The following is a 17007-nucleotide window of genomic DNA, read 5'->3' on the forward strand; positions in this document are numbered from 1 at the left end:
TTCAAGATGCGACCAGCGCGTCGAGCTGGGCGCGGGTCGGCAAGCCTTCCATGTCGCCGGCCACCTGGATGGCGAAGGCGCCGACCCGGTTGCCGCGCCCTACCGCCTGCGCCAGCGGCAAGCCTTCCAGCAAGGCGCTGACCAGGCCGGCCGCGAAGCCGTCGCCGGCGCCTACCGTGTCGACCACGTTGGTCACGCGCTCGCCCGCCACCATGCCGCTGTCGCCCTCGGCCGTACGGTAATAGGCGCCCTCGGCACCCAGCTTGATGACCACCAGCCGCGCGCCCTGCTGCAGGTAAAAGCCGGCGACATCGTGCGGCAGGTCGTGGCCGGTGAGGATTTTTCCCTCACCCAGGCCGGGCAGCACCCAGTCGGCCTTGGCGGCGAGGCGGTTGATCTGTTCGACCATGACGGCTTGCGACGGCCACAGCGAGGGCCGCAGGTTCGGATCGAACGACACGCTGCGGCCATTCGCGCGCATGAAGTCGAGCGCCTGGCCGGCGAACGCCAGGCTGGTCTCGGACAGCGCCGCGGCCACGCCCGTGGCGTGCAGGTGGCGCGCGGACAGGAAATAGGTGGGGTCGAAGTGCTCGGGCGCCAGCCGGCTGGCGGCGGAACCCTTGCGGAAGTATTCGACCAGCGGATCGGCGCCGTTCTCGGCCTTTTCCTTGAGCAGGAAGCCGCTGGACTGGCCGGCCACGGCGACGACCCGGCTGCAATCGACGCCCTCGGCCTGCACGCTGGCGCGGATGAAGCGGCCGAATGAGTCGTCGCCCACCCGGCTCAGCCAGCCGACTTTCAAGCCCAGGCGCGCCAGGCCGATGGCGACATTCGTCTCGGCGCCGGCCAGGCGGCGGGTGAAATGCGCCACGGCCGCCAAGTCGCCCGTTTGCTCGGCAACAAACATCGCCATCGCCTCGCCGTAGGTAACAACGTCAAGTTTCATCATGCAGCCTCCAGTATCTGAATGTAGCGGCCCGTTTCGGCCACCAGGTCGGCGCCCTCGAGCGGGAATTCGATGGCCCGCTGCACACCGGGCGCAAAGTGCGCGAAGACGGCGCGCCAGGCGGGATCGGCCTCGGAAACGGCGCAGGCGGACAGCCGCCCGCCGTCATCCGCGACAGCCTTGCAATGCACATAGCGCACGTACGGCGCCAGCAGGCGCGCCGCATGCTGCGCATCCTCGCCCACCCAGCGCCAGTTGCCGATGTCGAAGGTCAGCCCCACGGGCAGCCCGATGTCGCGCGCCGCCGCCAGGAAGCGTGCCATAGTCGCCAGCGCGCCGCCATGGGCCGTCTGGTCGTTTTCCACCAGCAGCGCCACGGGTGCCGCCGCCAGCTGGGCCTTCAAGGCCGGCAAGTCCGGCGCGGCCGGGTAATGGCCCAGCGACACCTTCAGGTAGCGCGCGCCCAGGCGCGCCGCCTCGCCCAGCATCTGCCGCAGCAGTTCTTGCTGCAGCTGCCCGTCCGCGTCCCACAATTCGATAGGCGTGGAATACACGCAGTACAGGCCGCGCGCGGCCACCGCCGCGCCCATGCGCGCCAGGTCCGGCAAGTCGGAGGTGAACAATTCGCGGCGGATTTCGATGCCGGCGCCGCCCGCATCGGCCACCACGTCGATGAAATGGCTTTGCCCCAGCTGCCTTACCCTGCTTGCGCCATAGGCCGACGCCGCCACCAGGACGGGGCTCATTTGATCGCTCCCGCGCCGACGAACTGGCGCGCTTCGGGCGTTTGCGGGTTGCTGAAGAAAGCTTCCGACGGCCCGCTCTCCCACACCAATCCCTGGTGCATGAAGACGGTGACGTCGGCCATGCGCCGCGCGAACTCCATCTCGTGCGTCACCAGCAGCATCGTCATGCCCGCCTGCGCCAGCTCCTCCATCACCTTCAGCACTTCCTGCGTCAGTTCCGGGTCGAGCGCCGACGTCACTTCGTCGAACAGCATCACCTGCGGCTCCATCGCCAGCGAGCGGGCGATCGCCACGCGCTGCTGCTGGCCACCCGACAGCTGCTCGGGATAGGCTTCGCGCTTGTGGTCCAGGCCCACCTGCTTGAGCACGCGCAGCGCCGTGGCGCGGCCCTGGGCATCGGGCACCTTCTTGACGATGCGCGGCGCCAGCATGACGTTTTCTTCCACGGTCAGGTGGGGGAACAGGTTGTAGCTCTGGAAGACCATGCCGACGTCCTTGCGCAAGTCGAGCAGGTGTTCCTGGCGCGCCGTCAGCGTATGGCCGGCCACGACGATGCTGCCGCTGTCGATGGTTTCCAGGCCGTTGATACAACGCAGCATGGTGCTCTTGCCGGAGCCGCTGCGGCCGATCACGGCGATCACCTGGCCCCGTTCGACGGCGAACGACACGCCCTTGAGCACGTGATTGGCGCCGAAGCTCTTGCTGATATTGTCGATTTCAACGATGGGCATGGAATTTCCTTTCCAGTGAATGGCTGTAGCGCGACAGCGGATAGCACATCGCGAAGTAGATCAGGGCGACGATGGGGAAGACGATGAAAGGCAGGAAGGTCGCATTGCTGACCAGTTGCCCTGCCCGCGTCAGTTCCACCACGCCGATGATCGAGGTGATCGACGTGTTCTTGATGATCTGCACCATGAAGCCCACGGTCGGCGGCAGCGAATGGCGCAGCGCCTGCGGCAGGATGACGTAGCGCAGCTGCTGGTAGCGGTTCAGCGCCAGCGCGGCCGATGCTTCCCACTGCTGCCGCTGCACGCCTTCGATGCAGCCGCGCCAGATCTCGCCCAGGTAGGCGCTGGCAAAGATCGTCATCGCCGCGCCGGCCGCGATGATCGGCGACAGCTTGTAGCCAAACAGGGCCAGGCCGTAATAGCTCAAAAACAGCACGATCAGCACCGGTGTGCCCTGGACCAGCTGGATGTACAGGGCGCTGATGCTACGCAGTACCGGGCTGCGCGCCGTGCGCAGCAGCGCCACCGCGAAGCCGGCGATGCCGCCCGTGATGAAGACGATCAGCGACAGGCCGATGGTCCAGCGCGTGGCCTCGAGCAGAAATTGCAGGTTATCCCAGGAAAAATCACTAATCATGTCATGCTCCCATGCGCGCCGCGCCCAGACGGCGGCGGCGTTTGAAGACGATCTGGCCCAGCACCCAGAAGCTGAAGCGGAACAGCAGGGCCAGCAGGATGTACAGCACCATCACGACGATGTAGATCTCGAAGCTGCGGAAGGTTTCCGAGTCGAGCAGGTGCGCGGCGGCAGTCAGCTCTTCGGCGGAAATGGCCGATACGACGCTCGATGCCAGCATCATCAAGGTGAACTGGCTGGCCAGCGCCGGATACACTTTTTCCAGCGCCGGCAGCAGCACCACGTGGCGCATCACCTGCCAGCGCGTCATGCCCAAGGCTTGGGCCGCTTCCAGCTGCGACGGATGCACGGCGCCGATGCCGGCGCGCACGATCTCGGCAGCATAAGCGCCGAGGTTGACCGTCATGGCGACGAGCGCGGCGCCGTTCGCGTCGAGCTGCAAGCCCAGCGACGGCAAGCCGAAGTAGATGATGAACAGCTGCACCAGGAACGGCGTGCTGCGGATCACCTCGACATAGGCGCGCACCGCCGCGCGGGCATAGGCGGGACCGTTCTTCAGGATGACGGCGGCGCAGACGCCCACCGCCAGCCCCAGCACCATCGATAAGGCGCTCAGGCGTATCGTCAGCGCCGCGCCCCACAACAGGCGGTCCAGCGATTGCATGACGAGTTCAAAATGAAATTCATACGGCATACTCAACTCCTTTTCTACGTGTGCATCCCCGGCCGCGCCACCGTGGCGGCGCGCCGTGCGGACAAGCACTATCGCTGTGCGGGTGGCGGCATCAGAAGGTCGGCAGCGCCGGCAGCGGCGCGCCGCTCCACTTGCGCGCGATGGCGTCGAGTTCACCGTTCAGCTTGACGTAGTAGATGAAGTTGTTGAGCCACTGGTGCAGCTCGAAGTCGCCGCGGCGCACGGCCATCGAGTTCGGTTGCAGCGAGTAGGAGAAGCGGACCTCGATCTTGCCCGCACCGCGCGTCTTGATGATGTCGAGCGCCATCGTGCTGGGAATCGAGACGGCATCGACCTGCTTGCTGAGCAAGGCCTGGGTGACGGTGGCGTCATCCTCGAAACGCACGATGGCCGTGCCGGCCGGCGCCATGCGGCTCAACGCCGTGTCATTCGTGGTGCCGCGCGTCACGCCCACTTTCTTGCCCTTCAAGTCGGCCAGGGCCTTGAATTTGCCGCCGACCGGTGCGACGATGGCCAGTTCAAAGGCGCTGTAGGGCATGGTGAACATCAGGGTCTTGGCCCGTTCCGGCGTGGGCGCCAGGGTCGCCACGAGGAAGTCGACCTTGCCCGATTCCAGCGACGGCACGCGCGACGGCGCCGTCAGCGGCACGATTTCCACGGGCAGGTTCAGGTATTTGCCGATCAGGTTGGCGACGTCGACGTCATAGCCGACGGGCGCGCCCTTGGCGTCGATGCTGCCAAACGGCGGCGTGCCGCTGACGACGCCGATGGTCAGCTTGCCCTTCTTGATCAAGTCGCCAAGCGTCTGGGCGCCGGCGTCGGCCGCCGCGCCGAGGGCGCACGTTGCTGCCAGCGCGCAGGCCACGATTTTTGCGTAAAACAGTGTCGTCATCTTCATGCTCAGTCTCCTGTGATCCCGGTAACGGCCTCGTCGAGGCACTTCCGGGAATATTGTCAAATGGACGATTTATTTCGTCTCTTGCCGTTTTCCACCTTTACTACGCTTGACTATCCACTCCCCTTTCCAGTGTGAATACAATCTATGAAACCGGTTCCATAACCTTTCCAAAAAAAAGGGCAAGGCCCTCTTCCCCGTCAGTCTCCGCCCCGGGTGGAATTGCGCACGATCAGCTTGCCCGGCAACAGCACTTCGCGCGGCGGGCATTGCTCGCCCTGCAGGCGCGACAGCATGCACGTCATCGCCGAAAAGCCGATTTCATAGGTCTGCTGCTCGATCGTGCTCAGGCCCGCCAGCGGCGACCATGGCAATTCGTCAAAGCCCAACAAGCCCACGTCCTGCGGCATGCGCAAGGCCAGGCGCTGCAGCATCAGTGCCAGTTCCAGCGCCACCATGCCGTTCGAGGCCAGCAGCGCCACGCGGCGGCCGCGCCACTGCGCCAGGCATTGCCGCACCTGCGCGTCGATGGAAGGCCGGTCGTCCAGGTCCACCGCCAGCACTTCGCCCACGCAGCCGGGATGCTCGGCCATCACGGACTGGAAACCGTCGGCGCGCATCAGGCGCGAACTGACGCCCGTCAAGGGCGGCGCGATAAAGGCGATGGCGTCGAAACCCTGCTCGATCAGGTGCGCGGTGGCCAACCGGCCCGCCTGCACATTGTCCAGGCCCACCAGATCGAAATCGGCGCCCTCGATGCGGCGATCGACCAGCACGATAGGCATGCCCGCCTGCTGCAAGTCGGACGACTCGATATTGCGTCCCTGCGTGTTGACGATCAGCCCTTCCACGCTGTACGAGCGCAGCGCGGCAAGCGACTGGCGTTCGCGCTGTTCGTCATTCCCGGTATTACACAAGATCAAGGTATAGCCATGCTGCTGGCAAGCCGCCTCCACGCCTTGCAGCACGGCCACCGTGTAAGGATTGAGCATGTCTGCCACTACCATGCCGATCAGGCGCGTGCGTCCCCGCTTGAGGCCGCGCGCCATCTGGTTCGGCTGGTAGCCGAGGCGCGCGATGGTGCTGGTGATCTGCTGGCGGATATTCTCGGACAGGGCATCGAGCTCGCCGCCGAGAAAGCGCGACACGCTCGTCTTCGACACGCCCGCCTCGCGCGCCACCTGGGCGATGGTCACGGGCCGTGCCGGCGCGCCGGAGAGGTTTTTTTTGCTGCCGCGTACTGAATCCAAGCTTGTTCTCCACTACCTGTTGACCTGCATATTTTTATTTTGGAACCGGTTCCAAAGATAGCACCCACGAATCGATGACGCAAGCGATTTGATTGCCTGTGGCGGCGAAGGAACACGATGGGGGCATCAATGGAAAAGCGCCGCCCGCCCCCGGCAAACGCAGAGGGCGGGCGGTGCTGACTAAAAAATTACTGGACGACGGTGTAGCAAGGCACGTATGCCGTGCCCGCCAGTTTCATGCGGTGCTGCGCCACGAACGAGGCGAGCAGCGCATCCATCGGGCCGGCGATGGATTTGTCGCCGTGGATCTCGAAGTTGCCGTGCTCTTCGATTGAGCGGATGCCGTCATCCTTGACGTTGCCCGCCACCACGCCGGAAAACGCGCGGCGCAGCTGGGCCGCCAGCAAGTGCGTGGGCTGGTTCTTGTGCAGGCTCAGGTTGCGCATGTTTTCATGCGTGGGGTGGAATGGCTTCTGGAATTCGTGGTCGATCTTCAAGAGCCAATTGAAGTAATACGCATCGCTGTGCGCCTTGCGGAATTCGCGCACCTGGCGTATGCCTTCGAGCATCTCGCGCGCCACCAGCTCCGGGTCGTCGATGATGATCTTATAGCGCTGCTGCGCTTCCGGGCCCAGGGTGTCGTGGATGAACTGGTTGATCTGCACGAAATACTCGCGCGACGTTTCCGGCCCCGTGAAAATCAGCGGGAAGGGAATCTCCGCATTATCCGGGTGCAGCAGGATGCCGAGGATATACAAAATCTCTTCGGCCGTGCCCGCGCCGCCGGGGAACACGACGATGCCGTGGCCGGCGCGCACGAACGCTTCCAGGCGTTTTTCGATGTCCGGCATGATGACGAGGTCATTGACGATGGGGTTCGGCGACTCGGCGGCGATGATGCCCGGCTCGGTGATGCCCAGGTAACGGCCATTGTGCAAACGCTGCTTGGCGTGACCGATGGTGGCGCCCTTCATGGGGCCCTTCATGGCGCCCGGGCCGCAACCGGTGCAGATGTCGAGGCCGCGCAAGCCCAACTGGTAGCCCACTTCCTTCGAATAATTGTATTCGGCACGGTTGATCGAGTGGCCACCCCAGCACACGACCAGGTTCGGGTTGAGCTGGGTTTGCAGCACGTTGGCGTTGCGCAGGATGTGGAAGACGGCGTCCGTCACGCCTTCCGTGCTCTGCAAGTCGAATTTCGGGTTACCCGTCACTTCATCGCTGACGAAGATGATGTCGCGCAACACGGCAAACAGGTGCTCGTGGATGCCCTTGATCATCTTGCCGTCGACGAAGGCGATGGCTGGCGCACCCTTGATGTCGAGCTTGATTCCGCGCTCGCGCTGGATGATGGAGATTTCAAACGACTGGTAGCGCTCCAGCAGGGCGCGGCCATCGTCGATGGTGCTGCCGCAATTCAAGACCGCCAGCGCGCAGCGGCGGAAAGTGTTGTACAGGCCGCCCTGGCTGGTGTCGAGCAGTTTGTTGACTTCAGTCTTGGAGAGCACGTCCAGGCGGCCTTCCGGTGAAACCAGAGTATCGATAACGTCGTGTTCCATAATGCGAAAAATTCCTTTAAAAATCGATGCTCGAAGGTCATGCAACCTTAATATACGACAAGTCAGGCAAGTTGTGCTGTGCCGCCGCAAAATCGCCGGGGCCGCCCTTGCCTGCAAACCGGTTTGACTAATATGAAACAGTCATTCTTGCTAATGCGAATCGAAATCTTCGCTCAGCGCAATTTGTAGATTAGAATGCCAGCCTATTGGAATTCCCGTGCGTGAGGTTCTTCATGAGAGTCCCCGCCGCCCGCAGGCTTCCATAAGTTCGTTGTATCGATTGACTATAATAATTTTTCAGGAGGAACCGCATGAGCGGTGCGACTACGCCCAACAAGGAAGCCGTTATTCCCGAGTTCAAGCAGATTATGGGCCATCCAAGCCCATTGTGGATGTTGTTCATGACTGAATTCTGGGAACGCTTCGCGTTCTACGGAGTTCGCTGGGCGCTGGTACTGTACATCGTTGCCCAGTTCCATGGCGGCGACGGTTCGGGACAGGCAGCGGCCAACCTTACCTACGGTTCCTTCCTCGCGCTGGTGTACGCCGGCGCCCTGTTCGGCGGCTACATCGCCGACCGGGTCATCGGTTACCAGCGCTCCATCCTGCTGGGCGCCGTCTTCATGGCTGCCGGCCTGTTCTGCATCTCGGTACCGAACCAGGACATCTTCAACCTGGGCCTGGCCACCATGATCGTCGGTAACGGCATGTTCAAACCGAACATCTCGACCATGGTCGGCAAGCTGTACACGACAGCCGACCCGCGCCGCGACAGTGGCTTCACGATCTTCTACATGGGTATCAACATGGGCGCCATGGTTGCCCCTGTCTTCACCCAGTGGCTGGCCGAGTCGATCTTCGGCACCAGCGCCATGCCATCGTACAAGATGGTCTTCATGGCTTCCGGTTTCGGCATGCTGATCAGTCTGGTATGGTTCGCCATCGGCCGCCGCGCCCTGAAGGGCATCGGCGCACCGGAAGCCGGTTCCGGCAACCCGATGCGCGTCCTCTGGGTAGCCGTCGGTTCCCTGTGCGTGATCCCGCTCGTCTACTTCCTGCTGACCGTCGGCGCTGAAAAACTGCAAATCGTCCTGACCGCGCTGTTCATCGGCCTGGCCGTGATGCTGATGATCGAAGGCATACGCAACGGTAAAGTTGCGCGTGACCGTGTCATCGCCATGCTGCTGATCTTTGTCTTCAACATCCTGTTCTGGATGTTCTTCGAACAGGCAGGCAGCTCGTTCACCTTCCTGGCTGACAAGATCGTCAACCGCGACCTGGGCTTCTGGATCTTCCCGACCGCCTACTTCCAGACCGTCAACTCGGTCGCCATCATCGTCTTCGCGCCGATCATCGCCGCCATCTGGGTCTTCCTGGCGCGCCACAACGTCAATCCTTCGATCCCGCGCAAATTCGGCCTGGGCTTGCTGGGCAATGCGGTCGCCTTCGGCCTGCTGATCTTCGCTCTGTCGAGCCTGGTTGGCGCCGATAACAAGATCCCGTTCTGGACCTTGACCACCGTGTACGTGCTGCAATCGATCGGCGAGCTGTGCCTGTCGCCTATCGGCCTGTCGATGGTCACCAAGCTGGCGCCAGTGCGCCTGGTCGGCCTGGGCATGGGCGGCTGGTTCCTGTCGACCGGTATCGGCAACAACCTGTCGGGCATCTTCGCCAGCCACGTCAGCGGCGAAAGCGGCATGTCGGTGCAATCGGCCCTGTCCGGCTACACCTTCGGCTTCTGGTCCCTGCTGGGCGCCGGCGTGATCCTGTTCCTGATCGCACCGCTGATCAACAAACTGATGCATGGCGTGAAGTAAGCGTCTTGCGCTAGATCAAAACGGCGGCCTGCGGGCCGCCGTTTTTCATGGCCGCGCCGGTTTTCCCCTTGCCGGACGGTACAATACGGCCAGGGCCACCGGCCACTCCACTCACATCACCAAAGAATATTATGTCCAGCATCTCCACCACCACGCCCCTCTCCGACGACGAATACGCCGAACTCGACACCCTGCTGGCCGCGCCTGCCCTGCCCGGAGCCGCCATGGACGTATCGATGCTGGAAGGTTTTCTCACGGCCATCGCCCTGAGCCCGAAGCAAATTGCAGTTGAGCAATGGTTGCCGTGGGTCTGGGACAAGGCGACCGGCACTGCGGCGCCCGCGCCAGATGCTGACAGCGAACGAGCAGCCAGCCTGGCCCGGCGCCACCATGCCTACATGGTCGAATGGCTGGCGAAGGACCCGGACAGCTTCGAACCCATCTATGTATGCGGCCCCGAATGGAGCGTGCCCGCCTGGTGCGCCGGTTTTGTGCTTGGCACGAGCCTGGACAAGCCCCAGTGGGCGGCCCTGGCCGTCAGCCACCCGGAGTACCTGGCACCGTTCCAGCACCTGGCCACGGCCAGCGAGCTCGATGACGATGCGGCCGAAACGGCCATGGATGGCGTGATTCCTTGCGTGATCGCCATCAACGCGGCCTGGGCGCGCCAGCGCCACCTGAAACAAAGCCAGCCCGGCGCCACCGTGCTGCGCGAACTGCCGAAGACGGGCCGCAACGACCCGTGCCACTGCGGCAGCGGCAAGAAGTACAAGAAATGCTGCGCCGACGCCGATAGCGCGGCCACCTGAGGCGCTATCTCCTTGCGCCAGCTGCTGACGGCCATCCTGCGCTTCCTGCTGCGCCATGCGCTGCAGTTCGCCCTGTTCATCGCCATCCTGCTGGCCGGACGCCTGCTGCTGGCCGAATGGCGCGCCTACAGCGCTGGCAGCGAAGCCGTCACCGCGCTCAGGCTGGCCGCCGGCGGCGCCGATCATCATGGCGCCGGCCTGGCCGCTGCCGCCACGGACCGCATCAACGCCCTGCGGCAAGCGCCACAAGCAAGCATCGCCGCGCGCCTGGCGCAAGTGAAGGCGCAATTGGCGGCCTTGCGCGCGCGGCAGCAGCCGTCGCTGTTCAGCCTCCCCCTGCCCGACACGAACACCCTGGCCCTGCACGCGCAAGACGAAGCGGCGCGCCGCGTGGAGATCGAAGTACTGGTACAGGAAGCCCGTTATCTGACGGCCCTGCAGGCGGCGATCAGTGGCGAAGATGCACGCCAGACGCTGGCGCGCCTGCACGCGGACCACGTGCGCGCGTATGCGGTACTGCAAAATAATCTGCGCCAGCGCCGTGAACTGGAAGCGCAGCATCCGCTGGCGGCACGCCTGCCCGGCAGCGACGCCTATGCGCAGCTGTCGCAGCTTGAAGCGCAGGATCAGCGTTTGCGCGAGATCAACCTGCAAGCGTATCAGGCCTGGGCAACGCAGCGCACACGCACCAGCGCCACTCACTCCGCCCGCCCCGCCCCATTTGCCATCGACGAGCAAACCTTGAGCGGCGCACTGGCGCCCGTGCAGGCGGCGATTACGGCCGGCGAAGGACAGCTGGCGCGCAACTGGATCGCCCGCTGGCGCGCGCCCGTCATGGACGTGGCGCCCACCGCCGCCCTGCTGATGCTGTCGGCCATGTTGCTGCCCGCCGCCATCAAGGCCTTCTTTTACTTCGTGCTGGCGCCCGTCGCATCCCGTTTGCCGCCGCTGTCGATCGCGCGCACATTGCAGCTCAACGCCGCCAGCCTGCCCCTGCCGTCGCAGGGCGAATCGCGCATTTCTGCCGTCTCGCAGGGCTTGCTGCTGCAGCCTGGCCAGCGGATGCTGATCCACCCCGAGTACCTGCAATCGTCGCCCGTCAGTACGCATAAACGCACTCAGTGGCTGCTGGACTGGCGCTTTCCATTTACCAGCCTGGCCGCCGGCATGGTGGCACTGACGCGGCTGGAAAGCGAAACCACAGCATCCGTGACGATTTCCGCCAGCGACGACCCGCTGCTGGAAGTGGCCATCGTCCAGCTGCCGGCCGGCAGCGCCCTCGTATTCCAGCCACGGGGACTGGTCGGCCTGGTCTGCGACGCGAATCAACCGCTGGCGATATCGAGCCACTGGCGCCTGGGCAGCCTGCACGCCTGGCTCACCTTGCAGCTGCGCTTCATCGTCTTTCGCGGCCCCGTCACCCTGATCGTGCGCGGCTGCCGCGGCGTGCGCCTGGAACGGGCCGGCCAGGGGCGCTCCATCAGCCAGTCCGCCACCCTGGGTTTTACCACCGACGTGCTGTATTCGACCTTGCGCAGCGAAACCTTCATCCCCTACCTGCGCGGCCAGCAGGCGCTGCTCAACGACCGCTTCGACGGCGACAACGGCGTCTACCTGTACGAAGAAACCCCGCGCCACGGCAAGCAGCCGGGCAAGGTAGGCAGCTGGTTCGAGGGGTTCACCGACGCCATATTGAAAGTGTTCGGCATCTAGCCGGAGCAACCCTATGAACGACTTCCTGTTTGCCGACTTTCTCGAGGACCATGCCACGTATGCGGCGGCAGAGGCCTACTGGCAGGCACGCCTGGCCTTCTTCGAGGGGCAGTGCGCGCCGTATCTGCGCACGGCGTTTGCCAATGGCCAGCCATTCTATGACGGCAATCCCATCGTCAACCTGGCGGACCGCAACGCCGGCAAGGCGGCGCGCATCGTGCAGCAATGCCCGCATGAATTCGGCCACGACTACACGAGCTTCGAGCAAGCCATCGAGCTGGCCGGCCCCAACGGGCACCGCCCGGCGCAGGAAAAGATCATCGTGCTGACCCTGACACAGGAGACGGCGCAGCGGGCCGAGGATGAATTGCGGGCGTGGTTTGCGCCAGCGTAGGGCCTAGCTACGCCGCAATCGAATGCGACACCGTCAGCCACTCGCCCGGCTGCAGATTCGCCGCCGCCTCGCGGGTGGCCAGCACGCTGTCCGGGTCCAGGTCCGAGCGTTTCAGCTTGTAGGAATAGGCGAAATCGTCGGCATCGAATGCCTGCCCCGCCTTGACGTAATACTTGAAGCCGACAAAGGAGTCGGGATTGGTGACGACCGAATACTCAAGCGTGACATTGTTCATGGCGGGCCTCGTCGACGACGGTGAAGTAGCCATTATGCGTCAATTCCGGCGGCAGCGAATCCTTGCGGCAAGTCAATAGCCCTGCCGGCCGCCAGCGCTACAGTAGGCAGAGTCCACCACCAAGCACTACTGCCATGCGCACCTTGCTCACGAAGATCAGGAATACACTGGCGCCGCAGGCGGGCCTGCCGGCGGCGGCGCGCATGGAGCGGACGTCGGACCGGCGCGGCTTGCCCGCCTTCGATCCCGGCCCGCAAGCCGTCGTCAAGGCTTGCACGGCCTGGCTATGCGCGGCGCAGGACCATTCCAGCTCAAACGACGGCGGCGTCGCGCGCGACTACAATTTGCTGACAGGCTGGTCGAGTTCCTACCCGGAGACCACCGGCTACATCATCCCCACCGTCATCGCCCTGGCGCAGCGCACGGGCGATCATGGTGGGGGTGATGCACTGCACGGGCGCGCACGGCGCATGCTCGATTGGTGCGTGGCCATCCAGTTCCCGCAAGGCGGCTTCCAGGGCGGGAAGATCGACTCCACTCCGCGCGTGCCCGTCACCTTCAACACGGGCCAGATCCTGCTTGGCTTGGCCGCCGGCGTGGCAGCATACGGCGAAGCCTACCGGGACGCCATGCAGCGCGCGGCAAGCTGGCTGCGCGACAGTCAGGATGCCGACGGCTGCTGGCGCAGGCATCCGACGCCGTTCGCCAGCGCGGGCGACAAGGCCTACGAAACGCATGTGGCCTGGGGCCTGTTCGAAGCGGACCGCATCGCGCCGGGACACGACTATGGCGCGGCCGGCCTGCGCCAGGTCGACTGGACGCTGAGCAAACAGCGTCTCAATGGCTGGTTCGCTTCGAACTGCCTCGACAATCCGCTCCTGCCCCTGACCCATACCATCGGCTATGCCTTGCGCGGCCTGCTCGAAGCGCACCGTTTTTTGGCGCGCGCCGACCTGCTGGACGCCGCCGCGCGCACCGGCACGAGCATCGCCAGGGCCGTGGCGGCCGACGGCTACCTGGCCGGCCGCCTCGGTCCCGACTTCCAGCCGGGAGCCAGCTACGCCTGCCTCACGGGCTCCGCGCAAAACGCGCATTGTCTGTTCCTGCTGTACCAGCTCACGGGCGAGCGGCGCTACCTCGATGCGGGACGCCGCCTGAATAGTTACGTGCGGCGCTCCGTCAGCATCGACGGTCCCGCGCACGCGCGCGGCGGCGTCAAGGGTTCGTTTCCCGTCGATGGAGACTACGGCACCTGGGCCTACCTGAACTGGGCCGCCAAATTCTGCATCGACGCCAACCTGCTGGAGATACAAATTGGCGATGCTTGAAAAGACAAAAAACGTCATCCACGCCGCGCTGGAAGCGTGGCGCCGCGCCGCCAGCGTACGGCACCTGCGCCAGAGCAGGCCCCACATGACGCGCGCCACGCTGGCGTCCGGCCTGGCGCGGCTCGGCGTGGCGCCAGGCGATACGCTGTTCGTGCATTCCTCGCTGAAAAGCCTGGGCTATGTCGAAGGCGGCGCAGTGGCCGTGATAAGTGCCCTGCAAGACGCCGTCGGCCCGCAAGGCACCCTGCTGCTGCCCACCTACTATCTGCCCGGCGGCTCCGTGCGCGCCACCTGCGCCATGCCGGACTATGTGTTCGACCCGCGCCGCCATGGCACGCACATGGGGCGGCTGCCGGAAGCCTTTCTGGCCAGTGATGCGATCCATCGCAGCATCCACCCGACACACTCCGTGTCCGCGTGGGGCCGCCATGCCGCCTGTCTGACCGAGGCGCACCACCGCGCGCCCTCGATCTTCGGCATGGACTCGCCCTGGCAGCGCTTCATCGGCTGCGAGCACGCGAAGGTGCTGGGCCTGGGCATTTCCATGGGGCCGGTGACGTTCTACCACGCGCTGGAAGACGCCATGGGCGACGCCTTTCCCGTGCCCGTCTGGGAAGACAATACAAAGCTGCTGGCTTGCCTGGACCACGCCGGCCGGCGCTGGGACGTGCCCGTGCGCCCGTTCGACCAGGCAGTCGCCCAGCGCCGCATCGACCATGCAGGCCGGGACGACTTGCGCGATTATTTTGCGCGCGAATTCGACGCCGCCGGCCTGCGCGTGAAGGGCCAGGTTGGCGATGCGGCGTCGTGGTGCATTCCCGCGCAGGCGTTTTATGCGCACCTGCACCGGTTGGCCACTGAGCACGTGACGATCTACGCCAGCGCGGCGCAGTTGGCGGCGCGGCCGATCGGGCGCGCATGAAAAAACCGCCCGGATCGTCATGACACCGGGCGGTTTTACTTGGGTTGGCTACAACATCAAGCCTGCGGGCGGTCCGCCTTCTTCTCTCTTGCGACGATATACAGCAGCACGATGATGGCCGCATACGGCAGCAGGGACAGCGCATCCGAATGCAGGCCCGCGTAGAACGGATTGCCATGCTCGGCCCAGTCGGCCATCATCTGGTCGAAGTGCGTCAGCACGCCGGCCGTAATGGCGATGATGATGCCGGCCAGCGCGCCGCCGGCGATGTAGCCGGAGGCCAGCAGCACGCCCGAACTGCGGTCGCCCGCCAGCTGGCGTTCTTCCTCGTTCAGCTTTGCATTGTGTTCCAGCTTGTTGTTGCGGCGGTCCGCCAGCCAGCGCACCAGGCCACCGACGAAAATCGGCAAGGTGGACGACAGCGGCAAGTACACGCCAACGGAAAACGCCAGCGACGGGATGCCGGCCATTTCCAGCACCACGGCGATCATCACGCCGAACAGCACCAGGGTCCACGGCAGTTGCTGGTCGAGGATGCCCTTGATGATGTAGGACATCAGCACGGCCTTCGGCGCATCGTATTTCTTCACTTCCGAACCATCGGGACGCTTGCTGTAATGGCCATTGATGCCCGGATCGACCAGGTAGGCCAGCTGGCCATCTTCCTTGACGAAATACTTGCCGGCCGGGCCGCCCACGGTGTCCGTCTTTTGCCAGACTTTATACGTATTGTGGTCCGTATCGGCTTGCGGGCCATGCAGCTCGCCCGTCACCGTCAGCTTCGACGCATCGACCGTCAGACCAGGCGCCACTTGCGCGGCCGGCACGTAGACGGTGCTCGCTTCGTTCAGCTTCAGCAAAATCGGGCCGAGGATCAGGGCCGACGACAGCGCGCCGGCCAGAATCGCGTACTGCTGCAGGCGCGGCGTGGCGCCCACCAGGTAGCCGGTTTTCAAGTCTTGCGAGGTGGTGCCCGCATTGCTGGCGGCGATGCACACGATGGCGCCCACCGACAGGGCTGTCACATAGTAACGCCCGCCCGTCCAGCCCATGATCAGGAAGATCAGGCAAGTGAACAGCAAGGTGGCCACGGCCATGCCGGAAATCGGGTTCGACGACGAGCCAATTTCGCCCGTCAGGCGCGACGACACGGTGGCGAACAAAAAGCCGAAGACGAGGATCAGCAGCGCGCCGAGGAAGTTCATGTGCAGCGGCGTGGCGAAGGTGATCACGGCGATGATGGACAGGCAGCCGATGATGACCCATTTCAGTGGGATATCCTGGTCCGTGCGCAGGGTGGAATTGCTCTTGACGCCCTTGCCGATGCCTTTCAGGCCGGCCGACAGGCTGCGCCAGATCATGGGCATGGCGCGCACCAGCGAAATCAGGCCGCCGGCGGCCACGGCGCCCGCGCCGATATACAGCACGTAGGCGCTGCGCACGTCGTCCGCGCCCATTTCGCTGATCAACTTGGTGCCCGGCGAGAGCACGGTGGTCAGGCTGTCGCCGAAGAACTTGATCATCGGGATCAAGAGCAGATACGACAGCACGCCGCCGGCCGCCATGGTGGCGGCGATGCGCGGGCCGATGATGTAGCCCACGCCCAGCAATTCAGGGGAAATCTCGGCGCCGATGGAGCCGCCCTTCAGCGGCGCGGCAAATTCCACGCCCGGCGTATCCCGCCAGCCCTTGAACGAGATATTGAAGACTTTATACAGCAAGCCGACGGCAAAGCCGCCGAAGATGATCTTCGCGCGGCGCTTGGCGTCCAGCGCGGCAGCCGAATCCTTTTCGATGCTTTCACCGGCGGCGATGCGCGATTCTTCCGTGGCGGCCGCTTTCAGCACTTCGGCGCAGGCCGTGCCTTCGGGGAATTTGAGTTCCTTGTGCTGGTCGACGATCATGGTGCGGCGCATGGGGATCATCATCAGGATGCCCAGCAGGCCGCCGAGGATACCGACCAGCATGACCCGCGAGATTTCCAGGTCGAAGCCGAGGATCAAAATGGCCGGCATGGTCACGCCCAGGCCGAAGGCCAGCGATTCGCCGGCCGAACCGGCCGTTTGCGTGATGCTGTTTTCCAGGATCGACGAATCCTTGCCGCCCACCTTCTTGGCCAGGCCGAACAGGGTGATGGCGATCACGGCGACGGGAATCGAGGCGCTGACGGTCAGGCCCACTTTCAGCACCAGGTACAGCGAGGAGGCGCCAAAGACCATCCCCAGGATGACGCCCATGAACAGCGCGCGGAAGGTCATCTCGGGCAGCTTCGCATCGGCCGGGATATAGGGCTTCACGACGCTCGGTGTTGCATCTTTTGCCATGGATATT

General features: G+C 64.4%; 16 protein-coding genes. 6 read left to right on the forward strand and 10 right to left on the reverse strand.

Translation table 11 applies throughout. The features are described 5' to 3' along the window. Position 1: 1 nt before the first annotated feature. From CSQ93_RS07410 to ppnN, 8 genes are all read right to left on the reverse strand, one after another. The gene (locus CSQ93_RS07410; RefSeq protein WP_099377479.1) at positions 2–949 is read right to left on the reverse strand and encodes a sugar kinase; all 948 of its coding nucleotides are present in this window, start codon (positions 947–949) and stop codon (positions 2–4) included. Beyond that, positions 946–1692 (reverse strand): sugar phosphate isomerase/epimerase family protein, encoded by a 747-nt coding sequence (locus tag CSQ93_RS07415; RefSeq protein WP_099377480.1) that lies wholly within the window; start codon positions 1690–1692, stop codon positions 946–948. The genes CSQ93_RS07410 and CSQ93_RS07415 overlap by 4 nt, the downstream gene beginning before the upstream one ends. Next, entirely contained in the window at positions 1689–2423 is a 735-nt protein-coding gene (locus CSQ93_RS07420) for an amino acid ABC transporter ATP-binding protein (protein ID WP_034755389.1), read from the reverse strand. The genes CSQ93_RS07415 and CSQ93_RS07420 overlap by 4 nt, the downstream gene beginning before the upstream one ends. Continuing rightward, positions 2410–3060, reverse strand: a complete 651-nt coding sequence (locus CSQ93_RS07425; RefSeq protein WP_099377481.1) for an amino acid ABC transporter permease — start codon at positions 3058–3060, stop codon at positions 2410–2412. Before CSQ93_RS07425 ends, CSQ93_RS07420 begins: the two co-directional genes overlap by 14 nt. Position 3061: 1 nt before the next feature. Further along, positions 3062–3754, reverse strand: coding sequence for an amino acid ABC transporter permease (locus CSQ93_RS07430; RefSeq protein ID WP_099377482.1), 693 nt, complete (start codon positions 3752–3754; stop codon positions 3062–3064). Between the two features lie 91 nt (positions 3755–3845). Then, positions 3846–4652 carry a transporter substrate-binding domain-containing protein gene (locus CSQ93_RS07435; protein ID WP_099377483.1) on the reverse strand — a complete coding sequence of 269 codons (807 nt, stop codon included), beginning with the start codon at positions 4650–4652 and terminating at the stop codon, positions 3846–3848. A gap of 197 nt (positions 4653–4849) precedes the next feature. Further along, a complete protein-coding gene (locus CSQ93_RS07440; protein WP_099377484.1) occupies positions 4850–5899 on the reverse strand; it encodes a LacI family DNA-binding transcriptional regulator in 1050 nt (349 codons plus the stop codon). A gap of 188 nt (positions 5900–6087) precedes the next feature. Further along, complete coding sequence (ppnN, locus tag CSQ93_RS07445; protein WP_035819612.1) at positions 6088–7458, reverse strand: nucleotide 5'-monophosphate nucleosidase PpnN; 1371 nt, start codon at positions 7456–7458, stop codon at positions 6088–6090. A gap of 368 nt (positions 7459–7826) precedes the next feature. Here ppnN and CSQ93_RS07450 point away from each other — a divergent pair, with 368 nt between their 5' ends. The 4 genes from CSQ93_RS07450 to CSQ93_RS07465 all read left to right on the forward strand — a co-directional run bounded on the left by CSQ93_RS07450 (position 7827) and on the right by CSQ93_RS07465 (position 12191). After that, on the forward strand, positions 7827–9275 hold the full coding sequence (locus CSQ93_RS07450) for a peptide MFS transporter (RefSeq protein WP_442778304.1): 1449 nt from the start codon (positions 7827–7829) through the stop codon (positions 9273–9275). A 131-nt stretch (positions 9276–9406) separates the two neighbouring features. Next, positions 9407–10084, forward strand: coding sequence for a UPF0149 family protein (locus CSQ93_RS07455; RefSeq protein ID WP_099377486.1), 678 nt, complete (start codon positions 9407–9409; stop codon positions 10082–10084). Positions 10085–10096: 12 nt separating this feature from the next. Beyond that, complete coding sequence (locus CSQ93_RS07460) at positions 10097–11797, forward strand: hypothetical protein (protein WP_099377487.1); 1701 nt, start codon at positions 10097–10099, stop codon at positions 11795–11797. Between the two features lie 13 nt (positions 11798–11810). Continuing rightward, the gene (locus CSQ93_RS07465; protein ID WP_099377488.1) at positions 11811–12191 is read left to right on the forward strand and encodes a hypothetical protein; all 381 of its coding nucleotides are present in this window, start codon (positions 11811–11813) and stop codon (positions 12189–12191) included. Between the two features lie 7 nt (positions 12192–12198). Here the strand turns inward: CSQ93_RS07465 and CSQ93_RS07470 are convergent, their stop codons facing one another. After that, the gene (locus tag CSQ93_RS07470; protein WP_034755374.1) at positions 12199–12426 is read right to left on the reverse strand and encodes a hypothetical protein; all 228 of its coding nucleotides are present in this window, start codon (positions 12424–12426) and stop codon (positions 12199–12201) included. 134 nt (positions 12427–12560) lie between these two features. Between CSQ93_RS07470 and CSQ93_RS07475 the strand changes: the two genes are divergently transcribed. Continuing rightward, the gene (locus CSQ93_RS07475) at positions 12561–13754 is read left to right on the forward strand and encodes a hypothetical protein (protein WP_099377489.1); all 1194 of its coding nucleotides are present in this window, start codon (positions 12561–12563) and stop codon (positions 13752–13754) included. After that, positions 13747–14676 carry an AAC(3) family N-acetyltransferase gene (locus CSQ93_RS07480; RefSeq protein ID WP_158301165.1) on the forward strand — a complete coding sequence of 310 codons (930 nt, stop codon included), beginning with the start codon at positions 13747–13749 and terminating at the stop codon, positions 14674–14676. The genes CSQ93_RS07475 and CSQ93_RS07480 overlap by 8 nt, the downstream gene beginning before the upstream one ends. Positions 14677–14732: 56 nt before the next feature. Here CSQ93_RS07480 and CSQ93_RS07485 read toward each other — a convergent pair whose 3' ends face one another. Continuing rightward, positions 14733–17000, reverse strand: coding sequence for an OPT family oligopeptide transporter (locus tag CSQ93_RS07485; RefSeq protein WP_099377491.1), 2268 nt, complete (start codon positions 16998–17000; stop codon positions 14733–14735). Positions 17001–17007 lie beyond the last annotated feature (7 nt).

Origin of the sequence: Janthinobacterium sp. BJB426 (assembly GCF_002735705.1) — a bacterium.
Classification (GTDB): domain Bacteria; phylum Pseudomonadota; class Gammaproteobacteria; order Burkholderiales; family Burkholderiaceae_D; genus Janthinobacterium.

What these genes read in the sequence shown, in the direction of transcription:
- CSQ93_RS07410 (WP_099377479.1), bottom strand. Translation starts at nt 949, where the DNA reads ATGATGAAACTTGACGTTGTTACCTACGGCGAGGCGATGGCGATGTTT.
- CSQ93_RS07415 (WP_099377480.1), bottom strand. Translation starts at nt 1,692, where the DNA reads ATGAGCCCCGTCCTGGTGGCGGCGTCGGCCTATGGCGCAAGCAGGGTA.
- CSQ93_RS07420 (WP_034755389.1), bottom strand. Translation starts at nt 2,423, where the DNA reads ATGCCCATCGTTGAAATCGACAATATCAGCAAGAGCTTCGGCGCCAAT.
- CSQ93_RS07425 (WP_099377481.1), bottom strand. Translation starts at nt 3,060, where the DNA reads ATGATTAGTGATTTTTCCTGGGATAACCTGCAATTTCTGCTCGAGGCC.
- CSQ93_RS07430 (WP_099377482.1), bottom strand. Translation starts at nt 3,754, where the DNA reads ATGCCGTATGAATTTCATTTTGAACTCGTCATGCAATCGCTGGACCGC.
- CSQ93_RS07435 (WP_099377483.1), bottom strand. Translation starts at nt 4,652, where the DNA reads ATGAAGATGACGACACTGTTTTACGCAAAAATCGTGGCCTGCGCGCTG.
- ppnN (WP_035819612.1), bottom strand. Translation starts at nt 7,458, where the DNA reads ATGGAACACGACGTTATCGATACTCTGGTTTCACCGGAAGGCCGCCTG.
- CSQ93_RS07450 (WP_442778304.1), top strand. Translation starts at nt 7,827, where the DNA reads ATGGGCCATCCAAGCCCATTGTGGATGTTGTTCATGACTGAATTCTGG.
- CSQ93_RS07455 (WP_099377486.1), top strand. Translation starts at nt 9,407, where the DNA reads ATGTCCAGCATCTCCACCACCACGCCCCTCTCCGACGACGAATACGCC.
- CSQ93_RS07465 (WP_099377488.1), top strand. Translation starts at nt 11,811, where the DNA reads ATGAACGACTTCCTGTTTGCCGACTTTCTCGAGGACCATGCCACGTAT.
- CSQ93_RS07470 (WP_034755374.1), bottom strand. Translation starts at nt 12,426, where the DNA reads ATGAACAATGTCACGCTTGAGTATTCGGTCGTCACCAATCCCGACTCC.
- CSQ93_RS07475 (WP_099377489.1), top strand. Translation starts at nt 12,561, where the DNA reads ATGCGCACCTTGCTCACGAAGATCAGGAATACACTGGCGCCGCAGGCG.
- CSQ93_RS07480 (WP_158301165.1), top strand. Translation starts at nt 13,747, where the DNA reads ATGCTTGAAAAGACAAAAAACGTCATCCACGCCGCGCTGGAAGCGTGG.
- CSQ93_RS07485 (WP_099377491.1), bottom strand. Translation starts at nt 17,000, where the DNA reads ATGGCAAAAGATGCAACACCGAGCGTCGTGAAGCCCTATATCCCGGCC.